The 18,687-nt window shown below is 66.8% G+C and carries 15 protein-coding genes and 2 pseudogenes; 11 read left to right on the plus strand and 6 right to left on the minus strand.

The window, feature by feature from the left end; translation table 11 throughout:
- Positions 1 to 557 precede the first annotated feature (557 nt).
- The 8 genes and pseudogenes from ACSVDD_RS28130 (at position 558) to ACSVDD_RS28165 (ending at position 8,607) form a co-directional block, all read left to right on the plus strand.
- Positions 558 to 3,284, plus strand: coding sequence for a hypothetical protein (locus ACSVDD_RS28130; RefSeq protein WP_448192737.1), 2,727 nt, complete (start codon positions 558 to 560; stop codon positions 3,282 to 3,284).
- Positions 3,285 to 3,394: 110 nt separating this feature from the next.
- Positions 3,395 to 3,880 (plus strand): annotated as a pseudogene (locus ACSVDD_RS28135) (recombinase family protein); the annotation flags it as partial.
- A gap of 163 nt (positions 3,881 to 4,043) precedes the next feature.
- Entirely contained in the window at positions 4,044 to 4,643 is a 600-nt protein-coding gene (locus ACSVDD_RS28140; protein ID WP_448192738.1) for a recombinase zinc ribbon domain-containing protein, read from the plus strand.
- 32 nt (positions 4,644 to 4,675) lie between these two features.
- Positions 4,676 to 5,814, plus strand: a protein-coding gene (locus ACSVDD_RS28145) for an IS3 family transposase (RefSeq protein ID WP_448192739.1) whose coding sequence is annotated in 2 segments (ribosomal slippage) — positions 4,676 to 4,931 and positions 4,931 to 5,814 — 1,140 coding nt in all. Because the reading frame shifts where the segments join, the coding sequence is not laid out codon by codon here.
- 569 nt (positions 5,815 to 6,383) lie between these two features.
- Entirely contained in the window at positions 6,384 to 7,214 is an 831-nt protein-coding gene (locus ACSVDD_RS28150; RefSeq protein ID WP_448192740.1) for a Crp/Fnr family transcriptional regulator, read from the plus strand.
- Between the two features lie 65 nt (positions 7,215 to 7,279).
- Entirely contained in the window at positions 7,280 to 7,555 is a 276-nt protein-coding gene (locus tag ACSVDD_RS28155; RefSeq protein WP_448192741.1) for a hypothetical protein, read from the plus strand.
- Positions 7,556 to 7,798: 243 nt separating this feature from the next.
- Positions 7,799 to 8,098, plus strand: a complete 300-nt coding sequence (locus ACSVDD_RS28160; protein WP_448192742.1) for a c-type cytochrome — start codon at positions 7,799 to 7,801, stop codon at positions 8,096 to 8,098.
- A gap of 83 nt (positions 8,099 to 8,181) precedes the next feature.
- Positions 8,182 to 8,607, plus strand: a complete 426-nt coding sequence (locus tag ACSVDD_RS28165; protein WP_448192743.1) for a baeRF12 domain-containing protein — start codon at positions 8,182 to 8,184, stop codon at positions 8,605 to 8,607.
- Positions 8,608 to 8,635: 28 nt separating this feature from the next.
- Here the strand turns inward: ACSVDD_RS28165 and ACSVDD_RS28170 are convergent, their stop codons facing one another.
- Entirely contained in the window at positions 8,636 to 9,022 is a 387-nt protein-coding gene (locus tag ACSVDD_RS28170; protein WP_448192744.1) for a hypothetical protein, read from the minus strand.
- 155 nt (positions 9,023 to 9,177) lie between these two features.
- On the opposite strand from ACSVDD_RS28170, the gene ACSVDD_RS28175 reads away from it, so the two are divergent.
- Together ACSVDD_RS28175 and ACSVDD_RS28180 are read left to right on the plus strand one after the other, a co-directional pair.
- Entirely contained in the window at positions 9,178 to 9,759 is a 582-nt protein-coding gene (locus ACSVDD_RS28175) for an HPF/RaiA family ribosome-associated protein (protein WP_448192745.1), read from the plus strand.
- 19 nt (positions 9,760 to 9,778) lie between these two features.
- The gene (locus ACSVDD_RS28180) at positions 9,779 to 10,216 is read left to right on the plus strand and encodes a YbhB/YbcL family Raf kinase inhibitor-like protein (RefSeq protein ID WP_448192746.1); all 438 of its coding nucleotides are present in this window, start codon (positions 9,779 to 9,781) and stop codon (positions 10,214 to 10,216) included.
- 97 nt (positions 10,217 to 10,313) lie between these two features.
- Here ACSVDD_RS28180 and ACSVDD_RS28185 read toward each other — a convergent pair whose 3' ends face one another.
- From ACSVDD_RS28185 to ACSVDD_RS28205, 5 genes are all read right to left on the minus strand, one after another.
- Complete coding sequence (locus ACSVDD_RS28185) at positions 10,314 to 11,999, minus strand: long-chain-fatty-acid--CoA ligase (protein ID WP_448192747.1); 1,686 nt, start codon at positions 11,997 to 11,999, stop codon at positions 10,314 to 10,316.
- Between the two features lie 145 nt (positions 12,000 to 12,144).
- Entirely contained in the window at positions 12,145 to 14,757 is a 2,613-nt protein-coding gene (gene mgtA, locus ACSVDD_RS28190; RefSeq protein ID WP_448192748.1) for a magnesium-translocating P-type ATPase, read from the minus strand.
- Positions 14,758 to 14,798: 41 nt separating this feature from the next.
- Complete coding sequence (locus tag ACSVDD_RS28195; RefSeq protein WP_448192749.1) at positions 14,799 to 16,031, minus strand: ABC transporter permease; 1,233 nt, start codon at positions 16,029 to 16,031, stop codon at positions 14,799 to 14,801.
- The gene (locus ACSVDD_RS28200) at positions 16,028 to 16,774 is read right to left on the minus strand and encodes an ABC transporter ATP-binding protein (protein ID WP_448192750.1); all 747 of its coding nucleotides are present in this window, start codon (positions 16,772 to 16,774) and stop codon (positions 16,028 to 16,030) included. The genes ACSVDD_RS28195 and ACSVDD_RS28200 overlap by 4 nt, the downstream gene beginning before the upstream one ends.
- Before the next feature lie 15 nt (positions 16,775 to 16,789).
- Positions 16,790 to 18,145, minus strand: a complete 1,356-nt coding sequence (locus ACSVDD_RS28205) for an efflux RND transporter periplasmic adaptor subunit (RefSeq protein ID WP_448192751.1) — start codon at positions 18,143 to 18,145, stop codon at positions 16,790 to 16,792.
- 279 nt (positions 18,146 to 18,424) lie between these two features.
- Between ACSVDD_RS28205 and ACSVDD_RS28210 the strand changes: the two are divergent.
- A pseudogene (locus ACSVDD_RS28210) lies at positions 18,425 to 18,517 on the plus strand (CBS domain-containing protein); the annotation flags it as partial.
- Between the last annotated feature and the right edge of the window lie 170 nt (positions 18,518 to 18,687).

Raw genomic sequence — 18,687 nt, forward strand, 5'->3', positions numbered from 1 at the left:
AGTTAAATTTGCTGAAATCCATCGGATGGCGTGGTCGATCGCCGCTATTATCCAACAGCGTTGATTATATTTTATTGATGAACAGCTGTGCGGGGGCTCGTTGACCTGAGCCTGCGCCGGTCGGCAGCGACGGGGCACTCTCGCCGGCCATCAAATCGCACGGGGCAGCTCTAAATCGCCAATACCCAAAAAATCAACCTCAAATTTTTTGGGAATGTGAACGGCTGTCCACATCCTGTCCACATCCTGTCCATATGTATGGGGTAGGGTCGCGCGGCCGGAAAGCCGCACATCGTCGCGGCATCAGGCCATTTCTTTTTGCTTGCGTCGGCGGCCACGCCTCTGCCCGGAACGATTCATGACGTGACACCTCTCTGACACCCGGACGCTGAATGGCGTTTTCTCACCGCCCCACCAAACCGCGGCGTTCCGGTTTAACGCCCACGACGCCCAACAAACAGGGCGGCGCCAATAAGCGCTGCTGCAGAAAGAGGTAAAGTGCAATGGGTCAATTTAAATACGCCCTCAATGCCGATTATTCCAATCAGAATAATGACATGTACGGCAGTGATTTTGGTTCCTACACTTTGTCGGTTGGGGTTCCTGATGTTATAACTCTGCAATTTAATATTTTAAGCGGCAAGTTTAGGTGGAATGGCGCATTCGTGTATACAGACGCGAATGCTAACGCTTTTGTAGCGGACACTTGCGGCATTCTGATTGATCGTTCTTCTGCATCTGCTGCCTCGAATGTGACCGGCGGCAGCGCTGGCGATGTGCTTATAGGCGGCAGCGCCGCCGATGCCCTCGACGGCGCAGATGGCAACGACAGCCTTTCCGGCGGCACCGGCAACGACACCATCACCGGCGGCACCGGCAACGACACCATCACCGGCGGCGCCGGGACCGATTCGCTCGCCGGCGGCTCGGGCAACGACACTTTTCTCTACACGAGCGCCGAACTGATCGCGTCCGAGGTGGTGGATGGCGGGGCGAACACCGACACCATCGCGATCACCAACAATACAAATCTCGCCGATACTGTCTGGGCCAACAAGAGCAACCTCGAAGCGCTGGACCTGCAGGGCACCGGCACTCAAGTCGTGACGCTGGGAAGCAACGCCAACTCGGCCTTCAGCAGCGGCATCACCGTCACCACGGCCGCCGCAGCGACGTACCTGTGGCTCTATGGCGGCAGCCTGACCGTGGCGCTCACCGCCACGGGCACCAACAACAACGACACCATCTTCGGCGGCGCCGGTAGTGACAGCCTCTCTGGCGGCAACGGCAACGACACGCTCAACGGCGGTGCCGGCAACGACACCCTCCTCGGCATCGACGGCAACGACACCCTCAGCGGCGGTGACGGTGACGACAGCCTTGTCGGCGGTAGCGGCAACGACATTACCGGCGACACGCTCAGCGGCGACGACGGCAACGACACCCTTGTCGGCGGCAACGGCACCGACAGCATCAGCGGCGGCGACGGCAACGACAGCATCAGTGGCGGTGGCGGCGACGACACTCTCAGCGGCGACGCCGGCAACGACAGCATTGTCGGTGGTGCCGGCGACAACACCCTCAGCGGCGGCGACGGCAACGACACCCTCAGCGGTGGCGACGGCAACGACACCCTGACCGGCGGCGCGGGGAGCGACTTCTTCTCCGGCTCGGTGGATGAGTTCAACGGCGACACCATCACCGACTTCTCCACCGCGGACACGCTGCGGGTCACAGGAACCAACCTGTCGGCGCTGAACGGCACCGCCGCCGGCTCGACGCTCACCCTTGCCACCAGTAAGACGCTCACCTTGACCGGCGTCTCCAGCGCCTACAACTGGCAAGCCACTTTCACCGGTGGCGACGATGGCTACACGGCCCTCACCCTCGTCGCGGCCACGACCACCACCACGACCACCACCAGCGGCGGCGGTGGAGACAGCGGCGGCCCCTCCACCAGCATGGTGGACGGCGTGTCGGTCAGCAGCACCAGCAGCACCGATGGGCGCGGCGTGTCGCAGACCTCCCTCTCCATCCCGGTGGTCTCGGCCGCCCGCCAAGACAGCAACGCCACCACCAGCAACGCCGACGTGCCGCTGGCCACCAACCAGCAGGGCCTTCCCGCCATCCAGGCCAGTCTGCCCACCGGCACCGGGCTGAACGCCAGCGGCCTCGACCGGCCTGTGGTCAAGACCTTGGCCGTGGACACGCTGCTCCAGGCCATCCAGGCGACCACCACCAGCAGTTCCACCGACCGCACCCAGCAGACCGGCTTCGGCCAGTCCTTCCTCAACGCGCTGCCGACCGATGCGCCGCTGCTGGTGCAGACCATCACGCCCACCGTGGCCGGCACCACCGCGCCCAGCCAGCCCATCGTGCTGACCGGCGACACCACCCTGTCCGGTGCGCCGGGCAACTACAAGGCGCTGGTGGTGGACGGGCGCAATCTGCCCACCGGCACGTCGGTGGACCTGCTGGGCGTGGACTTCGCCGCCGTGCAGGGGGCGCTGACCGTCAACACCCACCACACGACGGCCGCAGCCTCGAACCGCGCGGCGTTCCTGACGGTGGCCGATACCGCGCAGAGCATCGTGTGCGACAGCGCCGCGCAGAAGGTGACGCTGGGCGACGCCGCCGACATGCTTCAGGCGGGCGGCGGCGACGACACCGGCATCGGCGGCAGCGGGGCGGACACCATCACGATGGGCGACGGCGCCGATCTGGTGTGCGGCAACATGGGCAACGACCTGCTGCTGGGCAACATGGGGGCGGACACGCTGTTCGGCGGGCGGGGCGATGACAGCCTGTTCGGCGGCAAGGACGCCGACACGCTGTTCGGCAACGACGATGCCGACCGTCTGGAGGGCGACGACGGCGCCGACCTGCTGCTGGGCAACGCCGGCACGGACGTGCTGCTGGGCAACATGGGAGCCGACACGCTGTTCGGCGGCATCGGCAACGACACGCTGTTCGGCGGGCGCGACGATGACCGGCTGTGGGGCGACGACGGCGATGACCTGCTGTGGGGCGACGCCGGCGCCGACACGCTGACCGGCGGGGTCGGGGGCGATGAATTCGCCTTCGCTGCCAACTCCGGCCACGATGTGATCGCCGACTTCAGCGCGTCGGACGGCGACCGCATCGGCCTGGCTGCCGGGGCGACCTACACGGTGCGCTCGAGCGGGGCGGGGGACGCGGTTATCGTCTTGTCCACCGACGACGACGTGACGCTCAAGGGCATCACGGCGGCGCAGGTCAACGCCGCCTGGTTCGTCACAGTGTGACCGGTGGCCGTTCAGCGATAAACCTGGAGACGATCCCGCACATGACGCACCGGCTGCGCCGCGCCCTACCGGAGCATCGGTTCCTTGATGACGGCTACAGTGGCAACACTATGCTGCGCCCCGCGCTGGAGCGCCTGCGCGACGCGGTGGCCACCGGCATGGTGGATCGGCTTTATGTCCATTCGCCCGATCGCCTGGCCCGGCGCTGTGCCTACCAGGTTGTTCTCATGGACGAATTCCGGCGGGCTGGAACGGAGGTCGTCTTTCTCATTCGCCCGATTGGCATGTCGGCGGAAGTCGATCTGCTGCTGCAGGTTCAGGGCATGGTGGCCGAGTATGAACGGGCCAAGATCCTTGAGCGAAGCCGGCGTGGTCGGCGGCATGCCGCTCAACAGGCCTTGGTGAGTGCCCTGTCGTGTGCGCCCTATGGCTACCGCTACATCAGCAAGCGCGATGGGGGAGGCCTCGCCCGCTACGACATCATCGAGGACGAGGCCCAGGTGGTCCGGCTGATCTTCAAATGGGTTGGCCAGGACCAGTTGAGTGCAGGCGACGTGTGCCGGCGGCTTCACGAGGCGGGATACCTCGCCCGTCATGGAACGAGCAAATGGAGTCGCTCCACCATTTGCATGATCCTCAAAAAGCCCAGCTTATGTTGGGAGCGCGGCCTTTGGCCGGCGTCGTGTTGCTCCACCGGCGACGGCACCGCGTCTACGCGTGCCGCGGGGCAGCCCCGACCAGCCACGACGGCCGTGCCGGGTGGAGCAACGACCGCCGGACGACTGGATCACCATTCCCGTTCCAGCGATCATCGATGCCGCACTCTTCGAGGCCGTGCAGGCCCAACTGGCCGAGAACCAGCGTCTCAGGCGCCGCCGAGTCCAGGGCGAACGCTATCTGCTGCAAGGCCTGCTCGTCTGTCAGGAGTGCGGCTATGCGTATTATGCCAAGCCGATCAATCAGCAACTCTTGCGCACCGGACGGCCCGCTTACTCGTACTATCGCTGCACCGGCAGCGATGCCTACCGCTTTGGCGGCCAGAAGCTCTGCCAAAACCGACAGGTGCGGATGGATTGGCTGGATGAGGTGGTCTGGCGGGAAATTGTCCAATTTCTCAAGCAACCGGACCGCATAGAGGCCGAATACCGCCGGCGTCTCCAGAGTGTTCAGGCCGCCGACACCGACCAGCAGACGGTCATTGCCCTTGAAAAGCAGTTGGCCGCCTTGCGCCGCGGTATGGGGCGTCTGATCGATAGCTACACCGACGGCATCATCGAGAAGCATGACTTCGAACCGCGCATGACCGGCTTCAAGCAGCGAATCAGTGAGCTGGTCCCCGTTTCCCGGACAGTTGGATAAGCTTGGTTCGCCCAGGAAGAAGGACGGACCCGATGACGGGAAAACGGAAGCGGTATTCGGCAGAGTTCAAGGCGAAGGTGGCGCTGGAGGCGATCCGGGGCGACCTCACGGTTTCGCAGCTTGTGGCCAAGCACGGGGTGCACCAGACGCTGATCAACGCCTGGAAGCGGCAAGCCGTTGAGGGCATGGCGGCGGTGTTCTCGGATAAGGCCGAGGTGGCCCAGGCGTCGCACGCCGCCGAGGTCGAGACGCTGCACGCCAAGATCGGCCAGCTCGTCGTGGAACGCGATTTTTTGCGCAAGGCCTCCGGTCGATGAGCGTCGATCGGAGGCGGCAGATGATCGAGCCCGAGCACCCGCGGCTCTCGATCGTCCGGCAATGCGAGCTGGTGTCGATCAGCCGCTCCGCGTACTACGGGCCGGTCCGCGGTGAGGGGCCGTTGAACCTGACGCTGATGCGTCTGATCGACGAGCAGTTCCTGGAGACGCCGTGGTACGGCTCGCGGCAGATGGCTCGCCACCTGCGTCGGCAAGGCTACGAGGTCGGACGCAAGCGGGTGCGGCGGCTGATGGCGAAGATAGGCTTGGCGGCGGTGTACCAGCGGCCGCGGACGACGGTGCCCCACCCGGAGCACCGGATCTGGCCCTACCTGCTGCGCAACCTGGTGATCGACCGCCCCAACCAGGTCTGGTGTGCCGACATCACGTACATTCCCATGCGGCGCGGCTTCCTCTACGTGGTCGCGGTGATGGACTGGGCGACGCGCAAGGTGCTGAGCTGGCGGTTGTCGAACACCATGGACGTGGAGTTCTGCATCGCGGCGCTCGAGGAGGCGCTGGCGCACTATGGGCCCCCGGAGATCTTCAACACCGACCAAGGCAGCCAATTCACCAGCCCGCGCTTCACCGGCATCTTGACCAAGGCAGGCGTCCGCGTTTCGATGGACGGGCGCGGGCGGTGGATGGACAACGTGTTCATCGAGCGGCTCTGGCGGTCGATGAAGTACGAGTGCGTCTATCTCCATGCCTTCGAGACCGGCAGCGAGGCACGGGCCGGGCTCGGGCGGTGGATCACCTACGACAACTCCCAGAGGCCGCATTCGGCGCTCGGCGGCAGGACGCCAAACGAGGCCTATGCGGACATCCTGAACAGCATCAAACTGGCGGCGTGATGGAGACCTGAACCAAGCTTATCCCAGCCGCCAAACTGTCCGGGAAACGGGGACCAGCTCACCAGCTCACACGTCGACGCCACGTTCAGCCATCAGTCCCTCGACATCCAGGTAGCTCAGCGTAACCGGAGATACAGCCGGATCGCGTGCTGGATGACGGCGGGCGGGAACTGATGGCGGGAATACGAGAGCGCGGACATCCGAGGAAAATAATGTCACGACCGGCAGGCCGCCACCGTTCCCGCGACCATGCCGGAGATGGGCAGAATAAAGAAAGTACTGTTGCAAAAAGTGGCTATCTACTCTGGAAAACCTCTGAAAGTTTAGGGAAATCGCAAGTGTTGTACTAATCTTGCGAGGATATACCCCCTTCGAAGAATGGACGGGCAGATCGCAGAAGATTTAGAATCCTCTTATAAGCGCGGGCGAGCGTGTTGCCGCACTCTGCAAGCGGGCGCTGTGGAATTTTTGCCTTTCGGCGCGGACGGCGCTTCCGTTGGTCGAAATGGCTCCTGATGTGCTTGGCAACATGCGCGCGAGCACCCTGCCGTCCTGATTGAGGGGGGAGCATGCTGGACGGACCCAAACTGGTGCTGCCGGATCTTGATCGGTGGCCCGCCGAACAGGCGCAGCCAGGAGCGGTGCCTGTGTCGATGTCCGCAGCGGCTTGCGGCCACTGTGCCACCCGTGACCACAGCGTGTGCCGGAATGTGGGCCAGAAGGACCTCCTGCGGCTGTTCCCGTGCGGCGTGCGGGGGCAGGCCCGTCCCGCCGGCACGACGCTGTTCCATCAAGGCGAGCCGTTCGACTTCGTGCTCATCGTGCGGAGCGGATGGGTGGTGACCTACAAGGTGTTCGAGGATGGGCAGCGTCAGATCATCCGCTTCGCTCTCCCCGGCGACCTTGTCGGTTTCGAGGGGGATGCTGCATCTGGTATGGCGTATGGGGCCGAGGCGATCACCGATGTGACGCTCTGCGGAATCAAGCGCTCGGTCTTTTTCAGGGTGTGTGCCGGGTCGCCGCAGCTCGCCATGAACTTCGCCAACACCCTGGCGCGCGAGGCGCTCTCTGCCTGGAACCACGTGGGTGCCCTCGGGCAGCAGACCGCGCTGGGGCGCATCGCCAACCTGCTGCTCGACCTGCACCGCCGCGTCGTTTCCCGCGATGGAGCGGACGGATCCGCCGTGCACTTGCCGATCAGCCAAATCCACATTGGCGACGCCACCGGGCTCACTTCAGTGCACGTGTGCCGCACCCTGAAGCAGATGCGGCAGGATGGGCTCCTGGAGTTCCGGAAGGAACGGCTGGTGCTGCTCGACCCGCGCCGGCTGGCCGAGGTCGCCCAACTCGATCCGGAGATCGCGCTCGACTGTCCGGCACTGTGCCTCGCGGTCGTGTAACGGTTAATCCAGGTTAAGCCGCATCTCCGCGGAGCCCCTAGAATAGGGGAAGAGGGAGGCGCGCCATGATCACCATAGAAGATTGCATCGGCATGAGCGGGCTCACGATGGATGAGGTCGACGCAATCGCCGAGCACGAGCACCTGCCGGAGATCGTCGCCGCCGAACTGGGCAGCTATCTGGTCGCTACCGAGGCGGGGCAGGGCGAGATCCGCCGCATGATCGAAGACGATATTGCGGAGGCCAGGGCGCATGGGCGGCATGAACGCGCGGCGGTGCTGAAGCTCTGCCTGTGCCACTTCCTGCAGGAGCACCAGTCGGCCCGCATCGTCAATCCTTGACCGGTCTGGGGTGATGGGGGGGGCGCGGCCGATCGGGGAAGGAGGCGAGGATGATCCGAACCTTGTTGCCGGCCGGTGGCCGGCGCCGGACCTCACGGCCCCCCGGCGCGATCCGGCGATCACCGAGACGGCGTTGCGCAACCACCTGCAGACCTCCCACGCGCGCATGCCGAACATCATGCCGAGCCAGGAGCAGGCGGACGACCTCGTCGCCTATCTGCTCAACCTGAGGGGAGACACGCCATGATCGGGCGCGCGTGCTGGGCAATGCTTCTCATCCTGGCGTCCAATGCGGCGCACGCGGGCGATCCAGCCAAGGGGCGCCAAGTCGCCGACCGCTGGTGCTCGTCCTGCCATGTGGTCTCCAGCCATGGCGGGACCGATGCCGTTCCCACACTGGAAAGCATCGCCAAGGACCGGCGTCGGGGATCCGGCTGGGTCCGGCAATGGCTGAGCGCTCCGCATCCGCCGATGCCCGATCCCAGCCTGACGCGCGCGGAAATCGAGGACGTGGTCGCCTATCTCGAGAGCCTCGCCCAGTAGCGCGCGGTGGCTGAATAAATCCAGGTTAAGGACCGATCCTGCGCCTGCTGGTCCAATCACTCCCAATCTCGGGAGGACCGTCTATGCGCAGACACCGCAAAGTCTGGATCGTGATGGCCGGCGGGGCCGGTGTCCGCATCCTCCAGCACCGCACGTGGGAACCGGGCTGCTTCGAAGATCTGCCCATCGAGGATCTCGGAGCGGCCCGGCAGCCGGTGTGCGAACCGGCGGGCGACCGGCCCGGTTCGCCCGCGAGCGAATGGCGGAACGCGTCCCAAGGCGTCGCCGTCCGGCCGGAGCATCGCATCGCCGACCTCGTGAACCGGGCCGCCACACAGGGGTTGTTCGACGGCCTCGTGCTCGTGGCGCCGCCTCCCATGCTCAGCACTTTGAAGCGGGCGCTGGAACCCGCTGCCGCCGAACGCATGATTCGGGAAGAGGCCAAGGATCTTCTCGGCGTGTCGGCAGCGGCGCTGCCGGCCCGCTTGCTGGCGATGCTGCGCCGCTGACCCCGGACACCGCGGCTCAACGCCGCGCTCATGGCTTCTCTCGCTGGCTCCTCTCCTGCAGGGCATCTTCCCGGCGGTGAAGCTCGTCCTCCGCCGTGTGGATCTCCTGCTCCGCCTCAGCGGTATGCCGCTGTGCCGTCTCGACCGACTCGTACAAGCGGCCAAGCTGCTCGGACAGCACCTCGAGGTTGTGGCGCAGGGTCGCTTGCGTTGCCGCCAACTGGTCCCGCAGGCGTCCTGGCGGGATGTCGCTGTGCGCGTAATGATGATCGAGCACCACACGCAGCCATCGTTCCACCCACTCCGAAACGCTGAGGTGCTCCTTGGCGGCAATCTCCGAAATCCGCGTGACCAGCGTCCCTTGGGCATCGATGCCAGACAGAACCCAGGCGGTGGGGGGCTTGGCAGCGGTCATGGCGGGTTCCCTGGCTGGACGACGGCGGCAACCTAGCGAACGGCGAAGGGCTGGCCCTTAACGCAGGTTAAGGCCAGCCCCCGGCGTCCTCGGATCAGATCGGGCTGGCGCCATGGCGCCCTGCTCTCGTCATGGGGCAAACCAGGGAGGTGAGCATGAAGCTGCCGCTGCAGATCTCCTTTCAAGGCATGAACTCCTCACCGGAGTTGGAGACGCTCATCCGTGGACTCGCCGAGAAGCTGGCCCGGTTTTGCGGCGACATTGTGCGCTGTACCGTGGTGTTCACTGCGCCGCATCGCCATCATCGCCACGGCAAGCTGTACGAGGTCGCGATTGTCCTGACCGTGCCCCACGGCGAGCTGGCGGTGACCCGCTCCGGTCCCAGGAACCAAACGCATGAGGACGCTCAGGTCGCCGTGCGTGACGCCTTCGATGCCATTCGGCGTGAACTCGAGGATTACGTTCGTCGCCGCCGCGGCGACACGAAGACCCACCACGGGCCGGCGCACGGGACCGTGATCCGCCTGTTCCGAGAGCCGGGTTACGGGTTCGTCCGCACCGGCGACGGGCAGGAGGTCTATTTCCACCGCAACGCGGTGGCCGACGACGGGTTTGAGGCGCTCAGCACCGGTCAGGAGGTGCGCCTCGTGATCGCCGAGCGGGAGAGCGCCCACGGCTGGCAGGCGAGTGCCGTCACGCCGGTCGGCAAGCATCATCCGGTGGACCCGGTGCCATGAGGAATGCAGGAGGACGGCCATGTTGCATCTGACGAGCCCCGCCGTCGCATCGGGTGGGCGGATTCCCGAGCGCCACACCTGCGACGGCAGGGACGAAAAGTTGCCGCTCGCCTGGAGCGGCGTGCCACAGGAAGCAAAGAGTCTGGCGCTGGTGTGCTCAGACCCCGACGCGCCGCGCGGCACCTTTTATCACTGGGCAGTCTACAACATCCCGCCGGATGGAACGCACCTGCCCGTGCACGGCGTGCCTGAGGCCGTGAACGATTTCGGGAGGGCAGGCTATGGCGGTCCATGCCCACCGCGGGGGCATGGGCCACACCATTACCATTTCCGGCTCTATGCCCTTGATGTTCCGGCCCTGCCGCTTGGGGCGGGAACACGTTGCGCCGACATTGAACGCCTGGCGCGTCAGCACGCGATCGCCGAGGCTGAACTCGTCGGCATCTATGAGCGGTAAGTGAAGAGCCTGTCGGTTGGTCCGAATTCCATGCGTTCACCCAAAAGCATGAAGCCGGTGCAAGTGAACACTCGGGCGGCCTGCTGCATGTCGTGCGTCAGGGGGGCGGGCGAAGGTCACGCTTGAGGATTTTGCCGATGGTCGAGGTGGGCAGCGTTGTCCGGAACTCGATCCTCGTCGGCTGTTCGAAGCGGGACAGGCGTTCGGAAAGGAAGTCACGCAAATCCCGTTCCGGGAGCTCCATGCCGGGCGCCCGGACGATGAAGGCTTTGACCACCTGACCGCGGATCGGATCGGGCTCGCCCACGACCGCCACATCGGCAACCGCCGAGTGTCCGCGGATCGCAGCCTCGACGACCCGCGGGTAGACGTGCTGACCACCCGCCACGATGAGATCCTTCAGACGATCCACGATATGCAGGTATCCGTCCGCGTCGAGAAAGCCGATGTCGCCGGTGTGCAGGTGGCCCCCGGCCATGGCTTCGGCCGTCGCTGCCTCGTCCTTCCAGTAGCCGGCCATGACCTGCGGGCCGCGGACGCAGATCTCGCCGACCCGGTTGACCGGGAGCATCGTCTGGCGGTCTTCCAGCGACACGATCTCGACGGTGGTGCCGGGCAAGGGAAGACCGGCGGAACTCGGCTTGCCCGCGCTTTCAAAGGGAGTGCAGGTGACAACGGGCGAGGCTTCTGTCAGGCCGTATCCTTCGACCAGACGGCTGCCCGTCACCTCTTGGAAGCGCTCCTGCACCAAGGGCGGCAGGCTGTCACCGCCCGACACGCAGAGCCGCAGCGACGACAGGTCATACTGGCTGAGCGTGGGGCAATCGATCATCGCCTGGAACAGGCGGGGAACCCCGGTCATGAGGGTCGTGCGCCTGCGCTGGATGGTCGCCAGGATTTCGCGCACATCGACCCGCGGCAGCAGGACGAGTTCCGCACCAAGTGCGATTCCGAAATTCATCACCGCGGTCATGCCGAACACGTGAAAGAGAGGAAGCACGGCCAAGAGCCGCTCACGTCCTGGCTCGGCACCGGTGAACCACACCTGACACTGCCGGGCGTTTGTGTAGAGGTTGGCATGCGAGAGCATCGTGCCCTTAGGGATTCCCGTTGTACCGCCGGTGTACTGGATCACCGCCGGCGAGCCGTGGAGATGCACTTCAACCGGGTCGTACCGGCCGTCATTGGCCAGGATGTCGGCAAAGGGAATGTGGCGCCCGTCGTCCGGGAAACGGGCGATGTCCCGCCGCCGCAGCAGGGCATACAGCCAATTCTTCGGAAACGGCAGGGCGTTCGCCATGCGCGCGACGACAATCCGGCGCAATCGTCCCGGCCAACCGACCGCCGCCAGCTTTTCCCGAAACAGGGGAAGATCGAGGGTGACTAGGATCTCGACCTCGGAATCGATGATCTGCCGTTCGAGTTCGCGCCCGGCGCTCAGCGGGTTGAGGTTGACGACGACTCCGCCTGCCTTGAGCACGGCATAGAAGGCGATGATGAAGGCGGGACAATTGGGAAGCAGCAGCGCCACGCGTGTGCCCGCTCGCGCGCCTTGGTCCTTCAGACCGCGGGTGGCACGGTCGATCAGCCGCGCCACCTCGCCATAGCGATACCGCCGCCCGAGAAAGTCCAGGCACGGCCGATCCGGGTAGTTGATCGCCGCCTCATCCATGAGGGCAAACAGCGGGTTCTCCGGTGGGGGATGGCGCCAGTCGAGGCCGTGCGGGTAGCTGCCTTCCCACGGTGGGGTGACAATCGCCGTGCTCTTCGTGGTGTGCGTCATGGGCATGGTCTCGCCCGCAACCTACGTCATGGCAGGGGCCGCGCATGGCAGCGAAAGGCACTCTACAGCCTCTGGGTCGCGGTCCGGTTTACCTGGGTTAAGGCAATCGCACGCTCAATGGTCCAGGCGGGCGAGCGGATCCGCTTCACCTCGACGATCCTGCCCTATCCGGCGAGGGAGCGATGAGCAGCCCGCGCCTCCGTTTTCGCCGCGCCCGGTGCCGTTTCGCGAGAAGCCCGTAGAAGACCCGCTTCATGCCTTCTGCCAAGCCAAGGTAGCTAATGACGGTCGCCGCCAGGAAGGCGAAATACGTCGGCGGCAGGGGCTCGAAGCCGAATAGCGCACCGGCGGGGCTCAGCGGTATCAGCGCGGCCAGCAGAACGACCCCGACGGACAGCCCGGCCAGCAGCGGATGCGGGCGGCTGGCAAAGGGCGAGCGGCGCGTGCGGATCACGAAGATGATCAGGCACTGCGTCGCCAGCGATTCCATGAACCAGCCGGTCTGGAACAGCGCCTCGCCGGCGCCGAACAGGGCCAGCAGCGCATAGAACGTCAGGAAGTCGAACAGCGAGCTGACCGGCCCCATCACCAGCATGAAGCGGCGGATGTGCTCCAGGTCCCAGCGCACCGGCCGCCTGATCGTCTCCGGATCGACATCGTCGAAGGGGATGCCGATCTCCGAGGCGTCGTACAGCAGGTTGTTGAGCAGCACCTGGATCGGCAGCATCGGCAGGAACGGCAGGACCAGCGCGGCGCCCGCCATGCTCAGCATGTTGCCGAAGTTGGAACTGCTGCCCATCAGGATGTACTTGGTGACGTTCTCGACCGTGCGGCGCCCCTCCAGCACGCCGTCGTGCAGCACCGCGAGGTCGTGCTCCAGCAGGATCAGGCTGGCCGCGTCCTTGGCCACGTCGGCACCGCTGTCCACCGAGATGCCGACATCGGCAGCGTGCAGCGCCGCCGCATCATTGATGCCGTCTCCAAGAAACCCCACCGCGTGCCCACGGTGCTTGAGCGCCATCAGCACGCGCTGCTTCTGCGGCGGCGACAGCCGGCAGAACACGTTGGTTCTCGGTAGTCGCGCACGCAATGCCTCTTCGCTCATGGCGTGCAACTCGTCGCCGGTCATCTGGCCGGTCACCGTGATGCCGAGTTCGCGGCAGACGTGCCGGGTCACGCGGTCGTTGTCGCCGGTGAGGATCTTGACCGCCACGCCGGCCCCGGACAGCGCGCGCACCGCCTCGGCGGCACCCGGCTTGGGCGGGTCGAGGAAGGCGGCGAAGCCGGCGAAGACCAGCTCGGTCTCGTCGCTCACCCGGGCCTCGCGGTGCTCGGGCCCGACGGCGCGCGAGGCGATGCCGAGCACGCGGAACCCGTCCTCGCCGAGCCTCTCGAACAAGTCCGCGGCGCGCGCCCGCGCGGCGGCGTCGAAGGCGAGCACGGTGCCGGGGCTCGGCTCGTAATGGGTCGACAGGCGCAGGATCTCCTCAGGCGCTCCCTTGACGATCAGCAGGTGGCCGCCGCCGCCCTCCAGCAGCACCGAGACGCGCCGCCGCTCGAAGTCGAAGGGGACCTCGTCGAGCTTGCGCCAGTCCGTGGCCTCCGGCGTGCTGTGCTCCAGGATGGCGTCGTCGAGCGGGCTGCGGATGCCGCTCTCGAAATGGCTGTTGAGCCAGGCCAGCCGGAACACGGCCTCGCTTTCCCGCCCGTGCCAGTCGATGTGGCGGACCAGGCGGATGCGCGCCTCGGTGAGGGTGCCGGTCTTGTCCGTGCAAAGCACGTCCATCGCCCCGAGGTTGTGGAGCGCCGTCAGCCGCTTGACGATCACCTTGCGCGCGGCCAGCCGCAGGGCGCCGCGGGCGAGCGTCACCGTCACCACCATGGGTAGCAGCTCCGGCGTCAACCCTACCGCCAGGGCGACGGCGAACATCAGCGACTCCAGCCAGGGCCGGTGGAACGCCACGTTGGCCAGCAGCACGAACAGCACCAGGAAGACCGTCACCCGCAGGATCAGCAGCCCGAACCGGCGCACGCCGATCTCGAAGTCGGTCGGCGGCGGCGCGGCAGAGAGGCTGTGCGCCATGCCGCCGAGAAGGCTGTCCCGCCCGGTCCGGACGACCACGGCGCGCCCGGTGCCGCTGATGACCGATGTGCCCATGAACAGCGTGTTGATCGCGGCGCTCGGATCGGCCGCCGGCCGCGGCAGGTCGGCCGCGTGCTTCTCGACCGGGTAGGGCTCGCCAGTCAGCAGCGCCTGGTTGACGAAGAGATCGCGGGCCTCGATCAGCCGTGCGTCGGCCGGCACCAGATCGCCGGCAGTCAGGCGCACGACGTCGCCGGGGACGAGCTGCTCGACAGGAAGGTCGCTCTCCCGGCCGTCGCGCAGGGCAGCGGCGCGCAGCCCGACCGAGCGCCGCAGCGCCTCGACGGCGGTGTTGGCCCGAACCTCCTGGACAAAGTCGAGGACGATGCTGAGGAGCACGATGACGACGACGATGGCGAAGCTGTAAAGGTCGCCGGCCGCCGCCGAGAAGCCGCTGGCGAGCAGCAGGATGACGAGCAGCGGGTTGCGCAGCCGGTCGAGGAACTGCAGCCACAGCGGCCGGCGGCGCACCGCCGTGACGTCGTTGACGCCCCACCGGTTCAGGCGGGCCTGCGCCTCCGACGTGTCCAGGCCGGCGGACGTGGCGTCGAGGTCGGCCAAGACGTCGGCCAGCGGCCGGTCCGCTATCGCGACGATGTCGGGGGCATCGGTCATGGCGCGCCGCCTTCGGCTGCTGTGTCCAGGGCCATCCGCTCCTATTCGTAACGCAGGGCTTCGATCGGCTGCAGCCGCGACGCCTTGCGGGCCGGATAGAAACCGAAGAAGACGCCGACGGCCGCCGCGAAGCCGACGGCGAGCAGGATCGCCGCCGGCCTGAGCTCGGTCTGCCAATGCGCCCAGTGCCCGATGGTGAACGACGCGGTGGCGCCGAGGGCGATCCCGGCCAACCCGCCCAGCAGCGACAGCGTCAGCGCCTCGATGAGGAACTGGCCGAGGATGTCGCGGCTGCGGGCACCCACCGCGAGGCGCAGGCCGATCTCCCGCGTGCGTTCGGTGACGCTGACCAGCATGATGTTCATGATGCCGATGCCGCCGACCACCAGCGACACCGAGGCGACCGCGGCCAGCAGCAGGGTCAGCACGCGCGACGACGCCTCCTGCGCTTGCGCAACTTCCGACAGGTTGCGCACCCAGAAATCGTTGTCCTGCATCGGCTGCAGGTGGTGGCGCTGGCGCAGCAGGGCGTGAATTTGCGCCTCGGCGGCATGCATGTCGGCACCGTCGCGCATCTTCACCAGGATGGCGCCGACGGCGCGCCGGTTCACCTCGCTGGCCCCCAGCACCCGGTTGCGCGCCGTGCTCAGCGGCATGACGACGATGTCGTCCTGGTCCTGCCCCTGCATGCTCTGGCCCTTGCGGTCGAGCACGCCGACCACGGTGAACGGCACTTTCTTGACGCGGATCATCTGTCCAATAGGATCGGCGCCGCCGAACAGCGTGGTCGCCACCGTCTGGCCGAGAAGCGCCACTTTGGCGGCGCGGTCGAGGTCGGCCCGCTCGAAAGGCCGGCCCTGGGCAACGCCCCAGTCGCGCGCCGTCAGGAAGTCGGGGGTGGTGCCGAAGACGACGGTGGACCAGTTGAGGTTGCCATAGATGATCTGCGCGCTGCCGCGCACGCCGGGGGAGGCGACGAGGATCTCGGGCACCTCGCGCTGCAGGGCCTGGGCGTCATCCTCGCTCAGCGTCATCTGCGTGCCGAACCCGAGCCGTACACCCCCCGACGTGATGGCGCCGGACACCACGATGAAGAGGTTGGAGCCGAGGCTGTTGATCTGCTCGGCCACGCGCGCCTCGGCCCCTGCGCCGACGGCGATCATGGTGATGACCGAGCCGACGCCGATGATGATGCCGAGCATGGTCAACACGCTGCGCATCAGGTTGAGGCGCAACGCCGCCAGCGCGATGCGCAGCGAGGAGACCAGGGTCATGCCGCCACCTCCGAGGGCCGCCAAGCGGCCAGCACCTCGGCCGCGATCTGAGGCGCCGCAACCGGCTGGTCGTCGATCAGACGCCCGTCGCGGAAGCGCAGCATCCGCCGGGCGTAAGCCGCGATGTCGGGTTCGTGCGTCACCAGAACGACCGTGATGCCGCGCGCGTTGAAGGTCTGGAACAGCGCCATGATTTCGACGCTGGTCCGCGAGTCGAGGGCGCCGGTCGGTTCGTCGGCCAGGATCAGCAGCGGCTCGTTGACGAGCGCCCGGGCGATCGCCACCCGCTGCTGCTGACCGCCCGAAAGCTGCGAGGGGTGATGCCACGCCCGCTCGGCCAAGCCCACCTCGGCCAGCTGCGCCAGCGCGCGGCGGCGCCGCTCGTCGGCCGGAACGCCGGCGTAGACCAGCGGAAGCTCGACATTTTCCACCGCTGGCGTGCGCGGCAGCAGATTGAAGCCCTGGAACACGAAGCCGACCAGCCGGCCGCGCGCCTCCGCCAGGGCGTCGCCGTCCAGGTGGGAAACATCCTGGCCGTCCAGCCGGTATGTGCCCGCCGTCGGGCTGTCGAGGCAGCCGAGCAGGTTCATGAAGGTGGACTTGCCCGAACCGGACGGCCCCATCACCGCCACGAATTCTCCCCGCCCGACGCGCACCGACACGTCGTCCAGGGCCAGCAGCGGCACGTCGCCCAGGCGGTACTCCTTGCTGAGATGCTCGGTCTCGATCAGCCAGTCGCCCATGCCAGTTCCTCGACCTCAGAAGCGCGGAGCCGCGCCCATGGAAGGGACCGAGCCCGGACCGGACGTCGGCGGCGTCTCTCCGAGCACGACGCGATCGCCCGGGACCAGCGAACCGTCTACGACCTCTGCAACGGTACCGTCGGAGATGCCCAGGCGGAGCGGCCGGCGCTCCGGCACCCCGGAGGCGCCGAGCACCCAGACGTCGCCCTTCTGCGGCAACGGCGGTGATCCTGTCGTCGCAGCGGCGTTCGCCGGGCGGTAACGCAGGGCGGCGCTGGGGACCAGCAGGGCGTCGTCGCGGTGCTCGACAATGATGCGGACATTGGCGGTCAGACCGGGCAGCAGCAGCAAGTCGGGATTGGGCGCCGAGATCACCACGTCATAGGTGACGACGTTCTGAACCACCTGCGGCGCCTTGCGGATCTGCAGCACCGTACCGGTGAAGCTGCGGTCGGGGTAGGCGTCCACCGAAAAGCGCACCTCCTGGCCGAGCCGCGCGCCGCCGACGTCGGCTTCGTCCACCGAGGCGTCCACCTGCATGGCCGTCAGGTCCTGGGCGATGGTGAAGAGCACCGGGGCCTGCAGACTGGCCGCGACGGTCTGGCCGCGGTCGACGTTGCGCTGGATGACGGTGCCGTCCACCGGAGCGAGGATGCGGGTGTGCTCCAGGTTGATGCGCGCGCCCTGCAGCGCCGCCTCCTTCTGTTGGACCAGGGCCATGGCGCTCGCCAGGTTCGCCTGGGCGAGGCACAACTGGGCCTCGGCGGAACGGACGGTGGCCTGCTGGCCGACCTCCTGCGCGGTCAGGGCCTGCACGTCGGCCGCGGCGGCGTCGTTGGTGGACTGCGCCTTGTCGCGGTCAGAAGCCGAGGCGTTCCCGCTCTCGAACAGCCGCCGCGTGCGGTCGAAGTCGCGTTGCGCGTTGAGCAGGACGGCCTGCGCCTTGCGGAACTGCGCCTGGACATTGGTCAAGGTGGCGCGGGCGGCGTCCAGGTCGGCCACGGCCCGGCCGACGGTCGCACGCTGCGTGTCGATGCCGGCGCGGGCAACCGCCAAGTCCCCGCTCGCCTGGGCGACCTGCGTCTCGAAGAGCGCGGGATCGATGCGGGCGATGAGCTGGCCGCTCTTCACCTCGCTGTTGAAGTCGGCCAGCAATTCGCTGATCTGCCCCGACACCTGCGACCCGACCTGTACCGTCACGACGGGGTTGACGGTGCCTGATGCCGTGATTGAAGAGGTGACAGCCCCGCGCGTCACCGGGCCGGTGCGGTATGCCGGCGCGCTGGTGCGGGTGCCCACCGCGTGATAGAGCAGCGCGGCCCCGATCAGCAGGGCCAGCGCCAATCCGAGGAACCAGCCCCACGACCGCACACTGCCATGGCGTGGCGGCGTCGACGTGCCCGACCGTCCGGTGCGCGATCCGTGTTCGGCAAGCGGCAGCGTCATGGACTGGCTCCGTACCGATGCCGGGCGGCTACCTCGACATCATGGATGCGGCAGTATGGCCGCTCCTCCACGCCGGCCATTAACCTGGATTAACACCGCCCACGCCGGTGCGCGGTACACAATGATGGCGCGGTTTTAGGACGAGCGGACGTTTCGCCAATGTGCCGCGCAGAGGGAGCGTGTGTCATGCTGGTCATGGATGTGATGACGCAACCCGTGGTCACGATCACAGTCGGCTCTTCGGTGGAAGAGGCCGTCCACGTGATGATCGAGCACGGCATCAGCGGGCTGCCCATCGTGGATGGGGCGGGCTCGCTGGTCGGCATCCTCACCGAAGGAGACTTCCTGCGCCGGGTGGAAAGCGGTACCGAGCGGCACCGGCCGCGATGGCTGGAATTTCTTTTGGGTCCCGGCCGCATGGCCGAGGAGTACGTCCACACGCATGGCCGCCGGGTCGAAGAGGTGAT

The sequence above is a fragment of the Azospirillum terrae genome, assembly GCF_053470425.1.